Genomic DNA, 18,887 nt, shown 5'->3' on the forward strand with positions numbered 1-18,887 from the left:
CTCCACGACATACGTCGGGACAGGCTCTTGCCCTCCGCCGCGGCGGAGGGAATGGCCAAATTTGAACTTCTAGCTTTGATCCTAAATCCATACGTGCAGTTTCGCGGATACATAAACAAAAATAAGTTAATTAAAGTCTTCTCAAAGGGATAGGTCATACTTAGACACGTTACATGGATTGGATTAGGAGAGTTTAGGTTAATCTGAGTAATGATGAGTATTTTTATCTATTCCAAAACACCTAATCTTATGAAGCACTTCATCTATTTTCTAATCCCTGCTTTTTTATTTGTGGCATGTGGTCCTCAAGAGCGTATTTCTAAGAATGTATTTGACGAAGTGAATAATGCTATGGAGGCTAAGAAACTTTCTGAAGCTCAAATCACCCAAGAAGCTATGATCTGGGGGGATTCAATTAGTACCAAAGCCCAGCAAGAACTTATGGCAAGTCTACATAAGGCGGTGGAAGAAAAAGGATTTGACGGGGCTTTAGATTTTTGTAATGTAAATGCGGCTCCGATTGTAAAGAAGCTAAGTGACAATTACGGGGTAACAATTAGACGAACTTCTTACCGTGCCAGAAATCAAAACAATTTGCCTACAGAGGATGAATCGCCTATCCTAGACGCTTATCAATATAATGTAGAAAACGGGATAGAAAGTGAGCCTAATATTCAGAAAATAGAAGGTGGAGAGGTTTTGCTCTATACCAAGGCAATTGTCATTTCTTCAGAATTTTGTTTGGCCTGTCATGGTGATCCGGGAAATGATATAGATAAGGGCATTTTATATAAGATAGATTCTCTTTATCCGAATGATTCGGCAAGAGATTTTGAAGTTGGAAATTTAAGAGGAATGTGGTCTTTGAAAATTCCTAAAAAAGCAGTGGTGAATCGCTTATAGCAATCGATTGAAATGCGATTTTGGGGGCATTTTCCAGGTTTTTATTGGGCAAAAGATTATTTCGTTATTCTTATAATTATCCTATTTTTATCTAAATAATTATACTTTTTAAGTTTAATGGCTTAGTTATAGCTCATTTCCGTCAAAATTCAGTCAATTTTTGGTAAAAAACAGTTTGGTTTTACAGAAGCATAAGGGGACATTAGAATGTTAAATTTTATTAATTAATAGTAAACCCCTATGCCAATGAGAAACTTTACTCATTTCAAGCTATTCAGTATGACAATTATTTTTTGTCTAGGGCTGCTTAGCACTGCATTCGCACAGACCCGGGAGGTGTCTGGTGTGCTTATTTCAGGAGAGGATAATTTACCTCTGCCTGGTGCCTCTATTCTAGTGAAAGGCACAACAAATGGTACCGTCACAGACATCGACGGTAAATTTACAATTACTGTTTCCGGTCCATCAGATGTGCTGGTATTGTCTTTTATAGGTTTCACTCCTATGGAGGTACCTGTTGGGTCTCAGAGCACCTTTAATCTCACTTTATTACCTGATACCAAATCTTTGGAAGAAGTAATCGTAGTAGGTTATGGTGAGCAGAAGAAAGAAACAATCACAGGTTCAGTAGCTACGGTGAAAGGCAAGGAGCTGACCAAGTCTCCTGCAATGAACCTTTCTAACTCTATTGCCGGCCGTATGGCTGGTGTGGTAGCTGTAAACAGAAGCGGCGAGCCAGGTTATGACGGCTCAGGGATCAGAATACGAGGTTCCAATACACTGGGTAACAATGATGCCCTGATTGTAATTGATGGTATTCCGGCAAGAGCAGGTGGCCTGGAAAGACTTAATCCAAACGACATCGAAAGTATCTCGGTATTGAAGGATGCATCTGCAGCGATCTATGGATCAAGAGCTGCAAATGGGGTAATTCTAGTGACAACCAAAAGAGGTATTTCCGGTGCACCGGAGCTTACCTTTCAGGTAAATCAAGGTTGGGCTCAACCTACAGTGGTGCCAGACTTGGCAAATGCGTCACAGTATGCAAGTATGTTGAATGATCTGGATGTTTATGCACTGCCTACAGATGAATGGGCTGCTGCACATCAGGCTTATCAGCAAAATGGAGAATACACGAGACCAAATGGTCAAGTAAGAAGTGCCCCTTACACCCCTGAAGAGATCGAGTTGTATAGAAATGGTTCTGATCCTTGGAACTATCCAAATACAGATTGGTATGGAGAAACATTGAAGACATGGTCTCCCCAAAGCAGATACAATCTACAACTGGTAGGTGGTAGCGAGAATGTGAAATACTTAACTTCTTTAGGATACCAAAACCAGGATGCCTATTACAAGAATGCTGCTACAGGCTATAAGCAGTATGACTTCCGTATCAATTTGGATGCGAATGTAAACAAGTATGTGAAAGTAGGCTTGGGTATTCTAGCAAGAGAGGAATATAGATTTTTCCCTACCCGTGGTGCTGGAGCAATCTTCCGTATGCAGATGCGAGGGAAGCCAAATCAACCGGCCTTCTGGCCAAATGGTAAGCCGGGCCCAGATATTGAAAATGGGGAAAATCCGGTGGTCATTACTACGAACCTAACTGGATACGACCGTGATAAAAGAGATTATATCCAGACCACAGGTACTTTGGAAATCAAAATACCTGGAGTAGAAGGATTAAAGTTCACAGGTACCGCTGCCATTGACAAAACGATGCGATTCATGAAAAGGTGGGAAACGCCTTGGACATTATATGAGATGGGAACGGGGTTTGAAGAAGATGGCGTCACTCCGGTATTGGTACCAAGCAAGAGAGGTCCTGCCGAGCCAAGATTACGGGAGGAGAATATTAACCAATTGAATGTGCTTTTAGGGGGTGTATTTAATTACGACAGAACCTTTAAAGATGTCCATACACTGAATGTCGTAGCCGGTGTAAACCGGGAGACAATAGAAAGTAATAATTTCAATGCGTTTAGAAGATACTTTATTTCTACTTCGATTGACCAAATGTTTGCCGGTGGTGATTTGGAAAAAAATAATGGCGGCGGAGCTTTTGAAAGAGCCCGTTTGAATTATTTCGGAAGAGTGGCCTATAATTACAGCGAAAAGTATCTAGCTGAATTTCTATGGAGATATGATGGATCGTATATTTTTCCTGAAAATACCCGGTATGGTTTCTTCCCAGGTGTTATGCTTGGTTGGGTTGTATCTGAAGAAGGCTTCTGGAAAAACTCAGTAGGAAAGACGTTCGACTTCTTTAAGATCAGAGGGTCTTGGGGTCAGTTGGGTAATGATCAGATCTATTTTGATGATCAACTTCAAGAATACCAGTTCCTGTCAACATACGGCTTTAGTTCCTATATCATAAATGGAGTCGAAACCAAAACACTGTTTGAAACTAGAGTCCCAAATACTTCGATCACCTGGGAAGTTGCCAATAACTCAAACTTAGGCTTCGAGGGACAGTTCCTTCAGGGGAAAATGTTCTTCGAGTTTGATATGTTCTACAATAAGCGTACAAATATTCTTTGGAGAAAAAATGCTTCCGTACCTCAGTCTACCGGTCTTTCGCTTCCTGCTGAAAACATCGGAGAGGTGGAAAATAAAGGATTTGACTTGAATCTAGGTATTCGTGGCGGTAAAGGAGAGTTCCAGTACTCTGCCAGTGTAAATGGTGGGTATGCCAAAAATGAAATCGTCTTCTGGGACGAATCACCGGGAGCGCCACACTGGCAGATGTCAACTGGTAGACCGATGAATACAAGTTTGAACTATCAGTACGATGGTGTATTCCCTGATCAGCAATCAATCGATGCAGAAACTATTGATTATACAGCTATCACAAATAACCTACGTCCTGGAGATATGAAGTACAAAGATATTGGAGGTCGGGATGAGGATGGCAATCTGGTGATGGTTCCAGACGGCAAGATCACTCCAGATGACAGAGTCCGTATGGATCAAAACAATATTCCTACATTCCAAGGTGGTTTGAACATCAATGCAAACTGGAAAGGCTTTGACTTGACTATTCTATTCCAGGGTGCTGCTGGTGCTCGACAGAATATTAGTTTGAATGAATCCGGAAATATTGGTAATTACTTTTCAGACATCTATGAAAACAGATGGACAATAGATAATCCTAGCAGTACAGATCCAAGAATTGCCAATAGAAATGACCAGTATTACTCTTCAGGTAATACCTATTGGTTCAGAAACACTAATTATATCAGATTGAAAAACCTGGAAATCGGATATAACCTTCCAGTACAGATCACTGAGAAAGTGGGTATTAAAAATGCGCGCTTGTATGTGAATGGATTGAATTTGATTACTTGGGATAAGTTGAAAATCCTTGATCCGGAATCAAGCAGTTCAAATGGACAGTATTACCCACAAGCAAGGGTAATCAACACTGGTCTTTCTGTTTCATTTTAAAAACCCGAACTAATGAAAAGAAATATAAAACACTTAGTACTAATGCTTACCACTTGCTTTACGCTTGCAAGTTGTAATGACGAATTCTTAAATACGGATCCTTTGGGGGAAGTGTCTGAATCAGCAGTTTGGGCAGATCCTGCATTAGCTGAGGCTTTTGTGACAGGTATCTATCAGGGATTTGGTAATGGAGGATTTAATGAAGAAATGCTGGCTTCTTTGACAGATGAAGCAATCTTTACACATCCGGGGCGAGGGCTTAATACCGTCACAGAGGCAAGGATAAATTCTGCCGATATAGGATGGAATAATGCTAATAATAGAACCTATAACTGGCAAAGGCTGTATAGTTATATCCGTAGAACAAACATTGCGATTGAGAAGCTTTCTGATCCTCAGTTTGCCAATGATGGTGGAATAGTAGATAGATTGTTGGGTGAAGCTAAGTTTATGAGAGCCTATTATTACCATGATCTTGCCCGATATTTTGGTGGAGTCCCTTTGATAGACCGTGCATATGGTCTAGGAGAAGAAACTTACGAAGAGCCTAGGGCTACGTGGGAGGAAACTATCAATTTTATTATTGCCGATTTGGATGATGCCGCAATGTTGCTAGAAGGCAAAGGTATGGCTGAGGGTCGCACCAGTGAATTGGCAGCCTTAGCATTAAAGTCTAGAGTTCTTCTATATGCTGCAAGTGACCTTCATGATGGACCTACCGCACAGAGTAATGCAACTACCCTAGCCGGTTTTAGTGATATCAACTTATTGGCCTATCCCTCAGGTAATAGAGCCGAAAGATGGCAAAAAGCACAAGCTGCTGCTATGGAAGCTATCCAGAAAGGTTCCGGTAATCTATTCGGACTATCTTCCCCTGTTTCTCATGAAGAAGGTATCCAAAACTATATCAATAACTCTATGGCTAGAAATGGCGGTGAGAATGAGATCATTTTGGGTAGATACTTTATTAATGCAAAGCAGGAGGGCGGTGGACGTCAGGGATTATTCAATGGTCCTAACGGATACAACAACTGGGCTGGTAATAGTCCTGTACAGTTGCTGGTGGATGATTACGAGATGATGGATGGTACTGAGTTTGACTGGTCAAATTCAGAACATGCTTCTGCCCCTTATGAAAACAGAGATGCCCGCTTCTATGCATCTATTCTTTATGATGGAGCACAATGGAAACCAAGATCCACTGCAAATCAGCCAAAAGATCCTTTGGGACAAATCCAAACAGGTACTTATGAAGTAACAGATGCCTCTGGTGCTAAAGTGACTCACTTCGGATTAGATACCAGAAATAGTTCTATTGAGGATTGGAATGGTAGCTATACTGGATATTATACCAGAAAATTCATTGATGCAGACCCTGCAATTGTAGATCAGAATACCTGGCAAGAAGTGCCATGGCCTACTATCAGATACACAGAGGTGGTTTTGAATTATGTAGAAGCATCTTTAGAGCTAGGTCAGGAAGACGAGGCGCGAAATTGGCTGAATCAAATCAGATATAGAGTAGGTCAGCCTGCTATCACGGATTCAGGTGATGCATTGGTGGAGCGCTATAGAAATGAGAGACGTATTGAGATGGCCTATGAGGAGCAAAGATTCCATGATGTTCGTCGCTGGATGATTGCTGAAGAAACGTTAGGCCGTCAGGCAAATATTATCAACATCACGGGTACTCTTAAACCGGGACAAACGCTTTCTACTTATCGATATGATCCTGATATCTATAATTATGTCTACAAAGTTCAGCCTATTGATCCTGGAAAGGAAAACAGAGTTTGGCAGGATAAAATGTATTTCATTCCTATCCACAGAGATGAAATTAACAGAAACGCAAACCTGGTTCAGAATCCAGGATTCGAATAATCAGACTTATTACTAATTTTATAGCTAAGCCACTCCATTTGGAGTGGCTTAGCTTATTTTATTATGACCAAAAGAAATCTCATAGCAGTATTGGGACTCAATGTTTTGATGATGTCTTGCTCAGAATCAGACAAGTCGAGTCAAGCTGAAAATCCGGCTACATCTACCTCACCTCCTCTCTTTACTCTTTTGACTCCTGAACAATCGGGCATCACTTTTTCAAATAGAATAGAAGAGACGCTTAACCTCAATGTGCTTATGTACGAATACCTCTATAATGGCGGAGGCGTGGCAGTTGGGGATCTAAATGGCGATGGGTTAGACGATATTTATTTTTCTGCCAATGTAAGTGGCAATCAGCTTTACCTAAATCAGGGTGAGCTCAAATTCAAAGAAACTGCTCAAGCTTCCGGAGCTACTGGAAGGTCTGGTCCTTGGAAGACCGGAGTTGTTTTCGTCGATATCAACGGCGACAATAAATTAGACATTTATCTGTGTTACTCAGGCAATTTACCAACTGAGAAACGAACCAATCAACTTTTTGTCAATCAAGGAAATGATGAAAATGGCGTTCCGCTTTTCAAGGAAATGGCTGAGGAATACGGAATAGCTTCGAATGCCCCCAGTACATCAGCAAGCTTTTTTGATTACGATCTAGACGGAGACCTGGATCTTTTTCTCCTGAATCACAATACCCAATCCATCCAAAATCAGGATGTGAATTTGACTAAAGTATTGCTTAAAGAAAAGCATGAGGCAGGCTCTCAGCTTTTTGAAAACAGAAATGGAAAGTTTGTAGAAGTTACACAGCAAGCAGGTATCTCAAGCTCCAGTCTATCCTATGGTCTAGGTGTTGCTGTCGCTGATATTAATCAAGACGGCTGGCCGGACATTTACATCGGTAATGATTATTCTATGCCGGATTACCTATATATCAATCAGAAAGACGGCACGTTCAAAGATGAAATCCTAGAGCGCTTGGGGCATACGTCTCATTTCTCTATGGGAAATGATATTGCCGATTTCAACAATGATGGCTTTCCGGATATTTTCACGTTGGACATGCTTCCCGAAGGAAATGAAAGACAAAAGTTACTTCTTGCCCCTGATAATTTTGAGCTTTTTGAACTGAATGTGAGCAAAGGCTTCCATCACCAATACATGAGAAATATGCTACATGTGAATTCTGGTGACGGTACTTTTCAAGAAATCGGACAGTTGGCGGGCTTGTCAAACACCGATTGGAGCTGGGCTTCTCTTTTTGCTGATTTTGATAATGACGGCTGGAAAGATCTATTCGTCACCAACGGATATCTAAGAGATTACAACAATCAAGACTTTTTGAAATACATGGACAATTATGTTCGTACTTCCGGCGGAAAGCTTAAGCGTGAGGACTTACTGAATATGGTTAAGAACATGCCCTCTTCGAATTTGACCAATTATATTTTTCGAAACAACGGAGACCTAACTTTTCAAAACCAAACCAAGGAATGGGGGATCAACCATGTATTAAATAGCAGTGGTGCAGCATACAGTGATCTCGACAATGACGGGGATCTTGATCTCATTGTAAATAATATCAATTCTCCTGCTTCTATCTATGAGAATAAAATGGCCCAACTTGATGGCGGGAATTACTTGAAAGTGAAGCTTTCCGGATCAGAAACCAATTCTTCTGCTCTTGGAGCTAAGGTAGAAGTATATGCTGGAGAGACCATTCAGGTCTTGGAGCAGAATCCGTATCGTGGTTATCAGTCGTCAGTGTCAACTACTCTACATTTTGGACTTGGGGATTTCTCTGAAATAGATTCACTTATAGTCATCTGGCCAGGAGGTAACACCATTAGGGAATATACTATTGCCGCAAATCAGACCTTGGAACTTAGCGAAAGTAACGGAATAAAAATACCTGCTGCACAACCAAAGAATTCTGACGCATTCCTAAGTAAAAAAGTAGAATTAAGAACAGAGCAAGGCAGAGAATTCAATGATTACAAAAGACAGCCTTTGCTGATCAACCCTGTTTCTGGAAGCGGTAAGGCGATGGTTTTCGCTGATTTTACAGGCGATGGTCGTGAAGATTTATTTGTTGGTGCCGGGTCTAATGCGAGCGCTTTATTTTATACTCAAAGTTCTAATGGATCATTTGTTAAGCAGAATGCTAGTGTTTTCGCATCGGCTGCTAAATCCGAGGATTCTGATGCCATAGCCTTCGATGCAAACGGGGATGGGTTTTTGGATCTCTATGTAGCAAGTGGTGGCGTTTATGATTTCAATCTAGGAGATGAGGCATTACGGGATCGGCTGTATGTGAACGATGGAAAAGGCAATTTCACGCTAGCTTCAGACGCTCTTCCCAGTGAAGCATTTCCAACAGGAACTGTACAGGTAGCTGATCTTAATTTTGATGGTACTCCGGACTTATTTATAGGTGCCAGAATTAATCCTGGCCAATTCCCAACTTCCCTAGGAGGTAGAATCTGGATAAATGATGGCAAAGGGAATTTCAGTGATCAGACTAAGCAACTTGCTCCGACATTTGTCAACTTGGGTATGTTGACAGACTCTGGATTGGCAGATTTGGATGAGGATGGAAAGCCTGAACTCATCGTATTAGGGGAAGCTATGCCCATCCAAATTTTCTCTTTCCTTGATAATCAGTGGAAAGAAACGACCTTGGATTTCTTCGAGAAGCATGAATTTGGCTTTTGGAATAACTTGACACTTGCTGATTGGGATGGTGATGGAAAGGTGGAGATTTTGGCTGGTAATCTTGGTACCAATTCTCAAATCAAAGCTAGTAGCACTGAGCCTGCTGAGATTTTATACAAGGATTTTGATGGCAATGGTTCTGTTGATGCCTTTTTGGCATATTACATACAAGGTGAAAAATACCCTGCGTCCAGTAGAGATGAAATCTTGGGTCAAGTGCTGTTCCTTAAGAAGAGATATCTTGACTTTAAGTCTTTTGCCACCGTGAAGATGGATGAGCTATTTACAGCACAGGAGAGAGAGGGTACTGGCACAATTTACGTTAACCGTCTTGAGACGACTTATTTTGGAAGGAATTCTTCAGGGAAATTTGAGGCAATCGCACTTCCTGTACAAGCTCAGTTTTCTCCTGTATTTGCTTCAGAAGCCGTGGATGTGAATGGAGATGGGAACCTGGATATGGTACTTGGAGGAAATATTGGCTATGGTAAATTGTACTTCGGAAAATATGATGCAAGCCAAGGAGTTGTCTTACTTGGGGATGGCAAAGGGCAATTTACAAATGCTGCCAAGGTCGAAAGTGGATTGAACCTCAGTGGGAATGTCCGAAGAATTATAACTGGCAAAGACATGTTACTCATATATTTGGATGGATCTACGGTGAACATTTATTCTTTCCTTCCATCAAAAACGGACTAAATTACAAACCCTATACTACTATATTTGGTTCTACCATGAATTTAATGGGGATCTGACAGGATTGTGGTACCTACCCTTTAATTGAATTACCTAAAGTACTGATTTCCAGACCAAAATAGGCTAATGAATGTTAATTGATTTGTATTTTAGAATCCCAGAAAGATATATTCCACTAATTTAAGGGTAGAACCCTATATTTAATGCTAAAGATTTTTTCTTTGAACATGTTTAAGACGAACACCCAATACCTAGTGATTGGCGCCATGATGCTGATGAGTTTTGATGTCAATCAAACCAACTTTGAATCTTATACTCAGAAGATTCCGGGGACTGATGTGACTTTCCAAATGACTCCAATTCCTGAAGGAACGTTCATGATGGGTTCTGAAAGTTCCGCCGCGGCAGATGAAAAGCCAGTGCATGAAGTGAAAATCGCTCCTTTCTGGATGGGAACCCATGAAGTGACATGGGATGCCTTTGAGCTTTTCTTAGATAAAAATTACGAACTAGCAATTTCTGAAGGACCAATTGGCGAAGTGGTAGATGGATTGACCAGACCGAGTATGCCATATTTGGATATGACTTTTGGGATGGGCAAAGAAGGTAGGCCAGCCATTGGTATGACTCAATATGGAGCTATCCAGTTTTGCCACTGGCTTTATCTGAAAACCGGTATTTTCTACAGACTTCCTACAGAGGCAGAATGGGAGTATGCAGCTAAAGCTGGGTCAAAATCAAGATTCTTCTATGGAGATGATCCTTCCAAGCTTGGAGAATATGCCTGGACGAGAGAGAATTCCGATGAGACAACTCATCCAATTGGAGAAAAAAAACCAAACCCTTGGGGTCTTTATGATATTTATGGCAATGTGTTAGAGTGGACTTCAGATCAATATGACCCTGAATTCTACGCTTCATCACCATCTGCCAACCCTATAAATCCATCGACTGAGCTTTATCCAAGAGTAGTGCGTGGTGGAAGTTACGATACAGAAGCTTCTGAATTAAGTGCTACCAAGCGCTTTGTAAGTTCTGCAGATTGGAAGCGGATCGATCCGCAGATTCCTAAAAGCCAATGGTGGTTTCCGGAAGCACCATTCTTAGGACTTAGACTTGTGAGACCTCAAATCCCTCCGAGCCCAGAAGAAATTGTGGCTTATTACCAAGCCGCACCAATTACCGATTACTAACCCATAATACCTATACTATGAAATTAGAAAACTCCCGTAGGGATTTCATCAAAACATCCGCTCTGGTTACTGGTGGATTGATGACCTCACCTTTTGTACTGCCGGGCGCTTATGCTGCTCCTGTGAATGAATTGAAACTTGCATTAATCGGCTGTGGAGGCCGGGGTACCGGTGCTGCTTTCCAAGCCTTAGCCACAGGTCATAATATCAAAATAGTCGCTATGGCGGATGCGTTTAGAGACCGGTTGGATAATGCATATAAGGCATTAAGTGAGAAATATGGAGACAAACTTGCTGTTTCTGAGGATATGAAATTTGTAGGATTTGATGGCTATAAGCAAGCTATAGCTGAAGCAGATGTAGTAATTCTTGCGACACCTCCAGGTTTCCGTCCTATGCATTTTGAGGAAGCTGTAAAGCAAGGCAAGCAAGTTTTCATGGAGAAGCCGGTAGCTGTAGATGCTGCAGGTATCAGAAAAGTCTTGAAAGCGGCTGAAGAAGCCAAAGCCAAAAAACTAAATGTAGTAGTAGGTCTTCAAAGACATTACCAAGCTAACTATATCGAGACTATTAAACGTATTCACAATGGAGACATCGGAGATATCATCAACGGTCAAGTCTATTGGAATGACGGTGGAGTATGGGTAAGAGAGCGTCAGCCTGGCCAAACAGAGATGGAATATCAAATGAGAAACTGGTATTACTTCAACTGGCTATGTGGAGACCACATCAACGAGCAACACGTTCACAATATTGATATTGCCAACTGGGTGAAACAAGGCACTCCAGTGAAAGCAGAAGGAACAGGTGGACGTCTTGTCCGAACAGGAAAAGAACACGGGGAGATTTATGATCACCATGTACTAACCTATACCTATGCTGATGGTTCAGTAATTCATAGCGAATGCCGACATTTCCCTGGTGCTCAAAACCGCGTGGATGAAAGCTTCCAAGGAACAAAAGGAACAGCCTTTCTAAGTGCAGGAAATCATGGGGTATTGAAAGATTGGAAGGGTAATATGCTGTACGAGCATGACCGCAAAGACCAGCCAAATCCTTATCAGGTAGAACATGATCTGCTTTGGGAAGCCCTGTTCAACGGTGATTATAAATTTGCTGATGCTGAAAATGCTGCCAATAGTACGATGACAGCAATCATGGGTAGATATGCTACTTATTCAGGCAAGCCTTTGACTTGGGAAGAAGCGCTGAATGGACAAGTTGACTTAATGCCAGAGACCTTGGCTTGGGATGCTATGCCTAAGGTTTTACCTGGTGATGATGGGTATTATCCTCATGCAGTTCCTGGTAAAACCAAAGTAGTTTAATCATGGAAAGAAGAGGATTTATTAAGAAAGTAGGATTAGGCAGCACCTTTTTGGGTGTCTCTGGAGCGATGAGTATGCCTTCATTTGCTGCGGGAAAAGCTGAGCCCACCTTCAATATGGATTTTGCTCCACATTTCGGAATGTTCAGAAATTCCGCTCCGGGAGGTATCGTCGATGAGCTGAAGTTTATGGCTGATCAGGGATTTAGATCTTTGGAAGACAACGGAATGCTGGGACGGTCTGAGGAGGATCAAGCACTTATAGGCAAGACATTGGAATCCCTAGGCATGCGAATGGGGGTATTTGTAATAGATGGTGGAGAGAATTGGAAAACCTCCCTAACCACGGGAAAGAAAGAGCATGAAGATCTATTTGTAGAAACTTGTAAGAAATCTGTGGAAGTTGCAAAGCGTGTCGGTGCCAAGTGGATGACCGTAGTTCCGGGATATTTCGAGCGTAATCTTCCCATGGGTGTACAGACTGGGAATGTCATTGAAGCCTACAAGCGTGGAGCAGAGGTTTTAGAAAAAGAAGGCTTAGTGATGGTCATGGAGCCATTGAGTGATAATCCAGACCTTTTCCTTCGTCATGCAGATCAGTCGTATATGATTTGCAAAGCCGTGGACAGCCCAGCTTGTAAAATCCTTTATGATGTCTACCATATGCAGCGTAATGAGGGCAACCTGATCGCTACTATGGAAAAGACCTGGGATGAGATAGCTTACATACAAATTGGAGATAATCCAGGCAGAAAGGAACCAGGAACAGGAGAAATCAATTATAGCAATGTATTCAAATACATCCACGAAAAAGGATTCAAGGGTGTAATGGGTATGGAGCATGGAAATGCATCTCCAGGAGTAGAAGGGGAAAAAGCATTAATCCAAGCCTATAGAAAAGTTGATATAGTCTGATTTTAGAATAACATGATTAAAAGAAAGTTACTAGCGCTATCATTATTGGTAGCGCTTTTTTCCTGCAAAAAATCTGAGGAAGACTTAGCCGATAAGCCAAGTGGATGGGATATAGTTGAAACTCCAGTAGAATCATCTCTAAGAGGTCTTTCCCCTCTCACGAGTGAAATAGCTTGGGCAAGTGGGAGCAACGGTACTTGGCTGAGAACTATAGACGGAGGGAAAACTTGGGATCATGGTGTGATAGCAGGGCTAGATACGGTGGATTTCAGATCCATACATGCCTTTGATGCCATGACAGCCATAGCTGTTTCAGCAGGGCAGCCAGCGGTTATTTATAAGACACTTGACGGAGGAATAACCTGGGAGCTCATGCATCAAGAGAATGATTTTGCTTTTTTGGATGGAATTAGTTTTTCTACAGCTAACCATGGTTTTGTAATCGGCGATCCTATTGATGGCAAATGGACCATACTCCAAACGGCGAATCAAGGAGACACTTGGTACCCTGTAGATTCACTGCCAAGTGCAACGGAGGGAGAAGCTGCCTTCGCTGCCAGTGCAACCTCCCTTTTGGCTGAAGGAAATCAACTTTGGCTAGGCACAGGTGGGACGGAGTCAAATCTCCATTATTCCAAGGACCTGGGGGCTAGTTGGGAAAAGTTTAAAGCACCTTTTATCCAAGGAGAATCATCACAGGGTATTTTTTCTCTAACAAGTATGGGTGGTGGAGAAATCGTCGGAGTAGGTGGAGATTATTTGAATGAAAATATGCGAGAAGGTATTGCTGGGATATTTGTTTCTAGCAAAAAAGAGTGGATAGAGCCTCAGCAAGGGCCAGGTGGATATCGATCCGGAGTGGTGTATTTTCCAAGACAAAAATGGCTGATTGCTGTTGGACCAATTGGTTCTGATTTTTCGAAGGATGCAGGCCTCACTTGGCAGCCGATTTCGGAAGAAGGCTTTCATGCTGTAAAAAGGGGACATGCCGATGGCTCAGTATGGGCATCTGGAGCTAAAGGAAAAATAGCTAAATTGAAGTATTGAATCAGCAGATTGGATTCCTCATTGATTCTTGTAACTAGTCATTGTATCAAAAGATTTGCATCTTGGCTAAGATTTATAGAGCCAAGGTGTAGTATCTTTAGGCTGAATCTCTCAAAACAATAAACCTATATTATAAAAATGTTTGAAATTGTTCCTTCTATATGGCTAATCAAAGGGAAATGTGTCCGACTTAAAAGAGGCGATTTTTCCACTGAGGAAGTGATTTCCAATAATCCATTAGAGATTGCTCAGGCTTTTGAATCTATAGGGATTAAAAGACTCCACCTTGTGGATTTAGACGGGGCACGTAGAGGAGAACCTAAAAATTACCATATCTTGGAAGCTATTGCAGGATATACAGATTTAAAGGTTGATTTTACTGGAGGAATCTCTACAGATGGAGATGTGATCAAATGTTTTGAATTTGGCGCCAGTACAATCACAGTCAGTTCAGTTGCTGCGAATTATCCAGAGCGATTTGCGCAATTCATTCTATCTTATGGTAGGGAAAAAATCAATATGGCAGCTGATATCAATCCTGCCGACAATAAAATAAAAATCAGAGGTTGGCTGAAAAAAACAGAGATTGACCTTTTTGATCATATTAACTTTTTCTATGAAAGAGGGTTGAAATATCTGAAATGCTCAGATGTCTCAAGAGATGGGGTAATGGAAGGGCCTAACTTTGCTCTTTTCCAGAATATCAGGGATAAATTTCCTGATATTAGTCTAGCCGCTAGTGGTGGGGTAAGAGGAGTCGATGATTTTAAGCGACTAAGAGACATGGGCGTGTCTGCAACTGTTTTTGGAAGAGCTTACTATGAGGGGATGATAAGTCTTCAGGACTTGGAGAAATTCCTGGCTGAGGGTTAATTAATCTGCTTTGAACTTATCTACAATGTAGAGAAAAATATTAAATGACAAAGTAGAAGGTGTAGATTCAACTTTTTTACCTTCTCCGCTTAATTGAGTTTCCTTTTTTTGTAGAGTACTCTTGTTATTTGTTACAGTTCCACCTACAGCAGGAGTTGGACTATCGCTTGTTTGGATATCAATTTGATCAGATTGATTTTCTACTAAGGGCTTATCAATGGGCTTTTCCCGCTCCATTTCTGACTTATCGCGTTCACTTTGAGCCATCGAATTCCCCGCGAAAAAGCATAAACCCAATAGAGCAATGCTGAAAATGGTTAATTTTCTAAAGGGAAAAGCGGTTTGTAACATCATATTAGATTAATGTAACCTTTTTATTTTACATAAGGTTTTTAAAATTAGGAAAAAAATCCACCATGCAAACGATTGACTACAAAGATTTCGACAAAATAGAATTGCGTGTTGGGACAATTCTGAGAGCTGAACCATTTGAGAAGGCCCGTAAGCCTGCCTATAAAATTTGGGTTGACTTGGGCAATGAGCTTGGTGTGAAAAAATCATCTGCCCAAATTACTGCACATTATACACCCGAAGATTTAATTGGACTGCAAGTCGTTTGTGTGTGCAATTTTGCTCCTAGGCAGATAGCAGATTTTATGTCTGAGATCTTGATTACAGGCTTCAGCGATGAAGTAGGGAATGTAATACTCACCTCCGTGGAAAGGCTAGTTCCCAATGGAGCTCGATTACATTAGGGCATGCTGAAAAACGCCAGTAATAGATCAAAAGCTATCATTTTGAATGATTAACCCATTTTTTATGCGAACTGTTTTTCAGCAATCGCAAGTTTATTGATGACAATAGGTCGTTATCCATGCATCAGAAAATCTCAAAATCGAGATTTTCAAGCTAGTCTCAGCCATACCATCTTCTACGTTGGCCTCATTCGAGGTATAAGCATACATCTTCACTCGGCCGCCTTGAATCTGGCATACCTGAGACTTTTTCAACAAGTCCTACATTAAATTTCCTTCGAATAAGGAAAGTCTACAGGATCAGGAAAATCAAATTCAAAACCTGTACTGAGAATTTTAGAACCAGACACCAAGCGATCATCACTTTCTGAAGTATTTTGATAGCTTTTAGGCGGCTCAAACCCTAAGTCAAATACATTTCTCTCATAGATGTCTTTTCGCAAGGAATGAATAGGCGCTACACCGTTATAGGTTTCGCCCCAAAGTTCTTTTTCTATAATCCAAGCAAGCATCCTTGCAGCATCATTTCTATAGATGAAGTTCACACGAGTATGACCAGCCACATTAGCTCTGCCTGCTGCATATTTCCCCGGGATTCTATCATCTCCCATTAAGCCACCAAACCTTACAATAGTTAGCTCCTTCCAATTCTTAAATGCTGCCTCCCCTTTCAGCAAAGTAATATTCCCAGTAGTTTTAGGAGTAATCTCCTCATCTTCTTTATAAGCTTCTCTCCGAGCTAGATCGGGATAGACACCTGTACTTGATACGAAGATGATTTTTTGAATACTAGATTGATCTACCATACTTCGTAGAAATTTCAATTGCTCCAAATAAACCTTGCCGTCAGTTGAGCGGGATTTAGGAGGAATATTGATTACCAAAACTTCACTTGTAAATAACTTCTGAAAGCCTTTCCCCTGGGGGAAAGGAACAAGTGCAAATTGAATAGCCTCCACACCGAGACCTATAATTTTAGCCTGATTTTCAGCCGAAGTTGTACTTCCAACTACCGTGTGTCCCTTTTTTTGAAGAAGTTGGGCTAAGGGCAAACCAATCCAGCCCAGGCCGATTATCGAAATTTTATTCATTGATCTTAAAGAAAAAACCTCTCAAATATGAGAGGTTTGTATTTTCATTCCTTCTTTGGAATTGTACCTAGTATATAATCCCACAATGGAGTACTTACACCAAATGCTACATCGGGATCTTTGTAATGGTGAATAGCATGGTGTATCCAAAGCACTTTAAAAAAATTCTTTGGCGGCTGTACAGCATGCACCAAATAGTGAATTCCCAAATAAAGTGCATATCCTAGCAAAAATCCAGGCAAGAAATAGTAAGCTAAATCTCCCATGGTCAATTTAAATATTAGGTAAAGAATAGCAGCATAAGCAGCACTCACAAATGGAGGCATTGCCAGTCTATCTTTATCTTTAGGATAATCATGGTGAATTCCATGCACCGTATACTGCAGTTTGTCCTTTATGGGAGTATTTGGCTCCATGTGGAAAAAATGCTTGTGCATCATATATTCTACTAAAGTGAAGCCAATATACCCTACAACAAATAAAAGTATAGCTGTCCCGATACCCACAGAAGTTTTCTGTATTCCGAAATAAATAGAAACGACTCCCAAAATGATAAACATAGTGATGGGCACTAATATATTGGTTCTCGAAATCCTCTCCAGAATCGGATTAGAGAAAATTTGGGCGGTTCCAAAATTATCCGGCTTATCCAATCTTCCTATCTTTTTCATACGTAACTGATTCTAATTTTACAAAACTTTCTGAGACTCAATAAAAAAGCCAAATACAAAGATAATCCAAAACGACATTTTGTCGCTTAGAAATTTATGACAATAATCATTTATTAATCAAATCTGTGCCATAGTTGATTCAATGGTCTTTTGATAATACGATACATAGTGCGGTAGAATATTGGAAATATCAAACTCTTTCGCTCTTTCAAGTGCATTCTTCTTGAAAGTCGGAAGGTTTGCTTCGTCCAATATATATAGGGCTTTTTCCTTCATATACTGAATGTCTCCAATTTTTGAGACAAAGCCAGTGACTCCATCTATGTTAAGCTCTGGGATACCTCCTGCATTGGAAGTGAGAATAGGTACCTCACAAGCCATAGCTTCCAGCGCTGCCAGTCCGAAACTTTCCTTCTCAGATGGCATCAAAAATAGATCTGCAACAGAGAGAACTTCTTCGACCGCGTCAAGTTTACCTAAAAAACGGACATCATCACAAGTCCCTAATTCTCTGCATAGTCGCTCCATCTTATCACGTTCCGGGCCATCACCTACTAATAGTAATTTTGCAGGGATTTCTTTTCGGACTTCATAAAATACCCGAATTACATCCTCCACACGTTTTACTTTTCGAAAGTTGGAAGTGTGCACTAGGAGCTTTTCACCATTCGGGCAAATCGCCATTTTGAAATGCTCCTTCTTCTGGCGTTTAAATCTTTCCAAGTCAATAAAGTTTGGGATCACCTCTATTTCCCGCTGGATATCAAAGAATGCATAGGTCTCCTTTCTTAGATCTTCCGATACTGCAGTGACTCCATCAGACTGATTAATGCTAAATGTAACTACTGGCTCATAACTCGGGTCTTTTCCTACCAAAGTAATATCTGTACCATGAAGCGTAGTCACCACAGGAATTTGGATTCCTTGTGTTTTTAAGATCTGTTTTGCCATATATGCAGCAGATGCATGCGGAATGGCGTAATGAACGTGAAGCAGATCAAGTTTTTCATATTTCACGACACTCACCATTTTGCTGGCTAATGCAAGTTCATAGGGAGCATGTTCGAAGAGAGGATAGCTCTTAATATCTACCTCGTGATAGTATAGATTCTCGCTAAAAAAGTCCAATCGGCTAGGTTGCTTATACGTGATGAAGTGAACTTCATGACCAATTTTAGCAAGCCCTTTACCTAATTCTGTCGCTACTACACCACTACCTCCGAAGGTAGGGTAGCAAACAATGCCTATTTTCATGTGTTTATATTTTTCTTTAAAAGGCCTCATGGAATCTCGCATAATTGATAATCATCCCTCTGTGTGTCGCCGACGTCATGCTCGATTTCATAATGTTCTGGGCTGGTTTATTAACC

General features: G+C 41.0%; 14 protein-coding genes. 10 read left to right on the forward strand and 4 right to left on the reverse strand.

What is annotated here, in order from left to right; all coding sequences use genetic code 11:
- The first annotated feature begins 249 nt into the window (after positions 1 to 249).
- The 9 genes from SYJ56_RS05445 (at position 250) to SYJ56_RS05485 (ending at position 15,000) form a co-directional block, all read left to right on the forward strand.
- The gene (locus tag SYJ56_RS05445) at positions 250 to 903 is read left to right on the forward strand and encodes a Tll0287-like domain-containing protein (protein WP_323832625.1); all 654 of its coding nucleotides are present in this window, start codon (positions 250 to 252) and stop codon (positions 901 to 903) included.
- A gap of 246 nt (positions 904 to 1,149) precedes the next feature.
- Positions 1,150 to 4,353: a SusC/RagA family TonB-linked outer membrane protein gene (locus SYJ56_RS05450; protein ID WP_323832626.1), complete on the forward strand. Its 3,204-nt coding sequence runs from the start codon at positions 1,150 to 1,152 to the stop codon at positions 4,351 to 4,353.
- Between the two features lie 12 nt (positions 4,354 to 4,365).
- Positions 4,366 to 6,234: a RagB/SusD family nutrient uptake outer membrane protein gene (locus SYJ56_RS05455; RefSeq protein WP_323832627.1), complete on the forward strand. Its 1,869-nt coding sequence runs from the start codon at positions 4,366 to 4,368 to the stop codon at positions 6,232 to 6,234.
- A gap of 63 nt (positions 6,235 to 6,297) precedes the next feature.
- Positions 6,298 to 9,648 carry a VCBS repeat-containing protein gene (locus SYJ56_RS05460; protein WP_323832628.1) on the forward strand — a complete coding sequence of 1,117 codons (3,351 nt, stop codon included), beginning with the start codon at positions 6,298 to 6,300 and terminating at the stop codon, positions 9,646 to 9,648.
- A gap of 200 nt (positions 9,649 to 9,848) precedes the next feature.
- Positions 9,849 to 10,838, forward strand: coding sequence for a formylglycine-generating enzyme family protein (locus SYJ56_RS05465; protein ID WP_416377785.1), 990 nt, complete (start codon positions 9,849 to 9,851; stop codon positions 10,836 to 10,838).
- Positions 10,839 to 10,855: 17 nt separating this feature from the next.
- Positions 10,856 to 12,166 carry a Gfo/Idh/MocA family protein gene (locus SYJ56_RS05470; RefSeq protein ID WP_323832629.1) on the forward strand — a complete coding sequence of 437 codons (1,311 nt, stop codon included), beginning with the start codon at positions 10,856 to 10,858 and terminating at the stop codon, positions 12,164 to 12,166.
- A gap of 2 nt (positions 12,167 to 12,168) precedes the next feature.
- A complete protein-coding gene (locus SYJ56_RS05475) occupies positions 12,169 to 13,080 on the forward strand; it encodes a hydroxypyruvate isomerase family protein (protein ID WP_323832630.1) in 912 nt (303 codons plus the stop codon).
- A gap of 12 nt (positions 13,081 to 13,092) precedes the next feature.
- On the forward strand, positions 13,093 to 14,127 hold the full coding sequence (locus SYJ56_RS05480) for a WD40/YVTN/BNR-like repeat-containing protein (protein ID WP_323832631.1): 1,035 nt from the start codon (positions 13,093 to 13,095) through the stop codon (positions 14,125 to 14,127).
- Between the two features lie 138 nt (positions 14,128 to 14,265).
- A complete protein-coding gene (locus SYJ56_RS05485) occupies positions 14,266 to 15,000 on the forward strand; it encodes a 1-(5-phosphoribosyl)-5-[(5-phosphoribosylamino)methylideneamino]imidazole-4-carboxamide isomerase (protein ID WP_323832632.1) in 735 nt (244 codons plus the stop codon).
- Here SYJ56_RS05485 and SYJ56_RS05490 read toward each other — a convergent pair whose 3' ends face one another.
- On the reverse strand, positions 15,001 to 15,267 hold the full coding sequence (locus tag SYJ56_RS05490) for a hypothetical protein (RefSeq protein WP_323832633.1): 267 nt from the start codon (positions 15,265 to 15,267) through the stop codon (positions 15,001 to 15,003). It abuts the gene before it with no gap.
- Between the two features lie 149 nt (positions 15,268 to 15,416).
- Between SYJ56_RS05490 and SYJ56_RS05495 the strand changes: the two genes are divergently transcribed.
- Positions 15,417 to 15,755 (forward strand): tRNA-binding protein, encoded by a 339-nt coding sequence (locus tag SYJ56_RS05495; RefSeq protein ID WP_323832634.1) that lies wholly within the window; start codon positions 15,417 to 15,419, stop codon positions 15,753 to 15,755.
- Positions 15,756 to 16,021: 266 nt separating this feature from the next.
- Here SYJ56_RS05495 and SYJ56_RS05500 read toward each other — a convergent pair whose 3' ends face one another.
- From SYJ56_RS05500 to bshA, 3 genes are all read right to left on the reverse strand, one after another.
- Complete coding sequence (locus SYJ56_RS05500) at positions 16,022 to 16,846, reverse strand: NAD(P)-binding domain-containing protein (RefSeq protein ID WP_323832635.1); 825 nt, start codon at positions 16,844 to 16,846, stop codon at positions 16,022 to 16,024.
- A 44-nt stretch (positions 16,847 to 16,890) separates the two neighbouring features.
- A complete protein-coding gene (locus SYJ56_RS05505; protein ID WP_323832636.1) occupies positions 16,891 to 17,517 on the reverse strand; it encodes a sterol desaturase family protein in 627 nt (208 codons plus the stop codon).
- Between the two features lie 117 nt (positions 17,518 to 17,634).
- Positions 17,635 to 18,771 (reverse strand): N-acetyl-alpha-D-glucosaminyl L-malate synthase BshA, encoded by a 1,137-nt coding sequence (bshA, locus tag SYJ56_RS05510; RefSeq protein ID WP_323832637.1) that lies wholly within the window; start codon positions 18,769 to 18,771, stop codon positions 17,635 to 17,637.
- Between the last annotated feature and the right edge of the window lie 116 nt (positions 18,772 to 18,887).

It is taken from the genome of Algoriphagus aurantiacus, assembly GCF_035156405.1.
Lineage (GTDB): Bacteria > Bacteroidota > Bacteroidia > Cytophagales > Cyclobacteriaceae > Algoriphagus > Algoriphagus aurantiacus.

Bases quoted from the DNA above. Each gene is read 5' to 3' on its own strand.
- SYJ56_RS05450 (WP_323832626.1), top strand. From the start codon at position 1,150: ATGAGAAACTTTACTCATTTCAAGCTATTCAGTATGACAATTATTTTT.
- SYJ56_RS05495 (WP_323832634.1), top strand. From the start codon at position 15,417: ATGCAAACGATTGACTACAAAGATTTCGACAAAATAGAATTGCGTGTT.
- SYJ56_RS05475 (WP_323832630.1), top strand. From the start codon at position 12,169: ATGGAAAGAAGAGGATTTATTAAGAAAGTAGGATTAGGCAGCACCTTT.
- SYJ56_RS05445 (WP_323832625.1), top strand. From the start codon at position 250: ATGAAGCACTTCATCTATTTTCTAATCCCTGCTTTTTTATTTGTGGCA.
- SYJ56_RS05470 (WP_323832629.1), top strand. From the start codon at position 10,856: ATGAAATTAGAAAACTCCCGTAGGGATTTCATCAAAACATCCGCTCTG.
- SYJ56_RS05460 (WP_323832628.1), top strand. From the start codon at position 6,298: ATGACCAAAAGAAATCTCATAGCAGTATTGGGACTCAATGTTTTGATG.
- SYJ56_RS05490 (WP_323832633.1), bottom strand. From the start codon at position 15,267: ATGGCTCAAAGTGAACGCGATAAGTCAGAAATGGAGCGGGAAAAGCCC.
- bshA (WP_323832637.1), bottom strand. From the start codon at position 18,771: ATGAAAATAGGCATTGTTTGCTACCCTACCTTCGGAGGTAGTGGTGTA.
- SYJ56_RS05500 (WP_323832635.1), bottom strand. From the start codon at position 16,846: ATGAATAAAATTTCGATAATCGGCCTGGGCTGGATTGGTTTGCCCTTA.
- SYJ56_RS05465 (WP_416377785.1), top strand. From the start codon at position 9,849: ATGCTAAAGATTTTTTCTTTGAACATGTTTAAGACGAACACCCAATAC.
- SYJ56_RS05485 (WP_323832632.1), top strand. From the start codon at position 14,266: ATGTTTGAAATTGTTCCTTCTATATGGCTAATCAAAGGGAAATGTGTC.
- SYJ56_RS05480 (WP_323832631.1), top strand. From the start codon at position 13,093: ATGATTAAAAGAAAGTTACTAGCGCTATCATTATTGGTAGCGCTTTTT.
- SYJ56_RS05455 (WP_323832627.1), top strand. From the start codon at position 4,366: ATGAAAAGAAATATAAAACACTTAGTACTAATGCTTACCACTTGCTTT.
- SYJ56_RS05505 (WP_323832636.1), bottom strand. From the start codon at position 17,517: ATGAAAAAGATAGGAAGATTGGATAAGCCGGATAATTTTGGAACCGCC.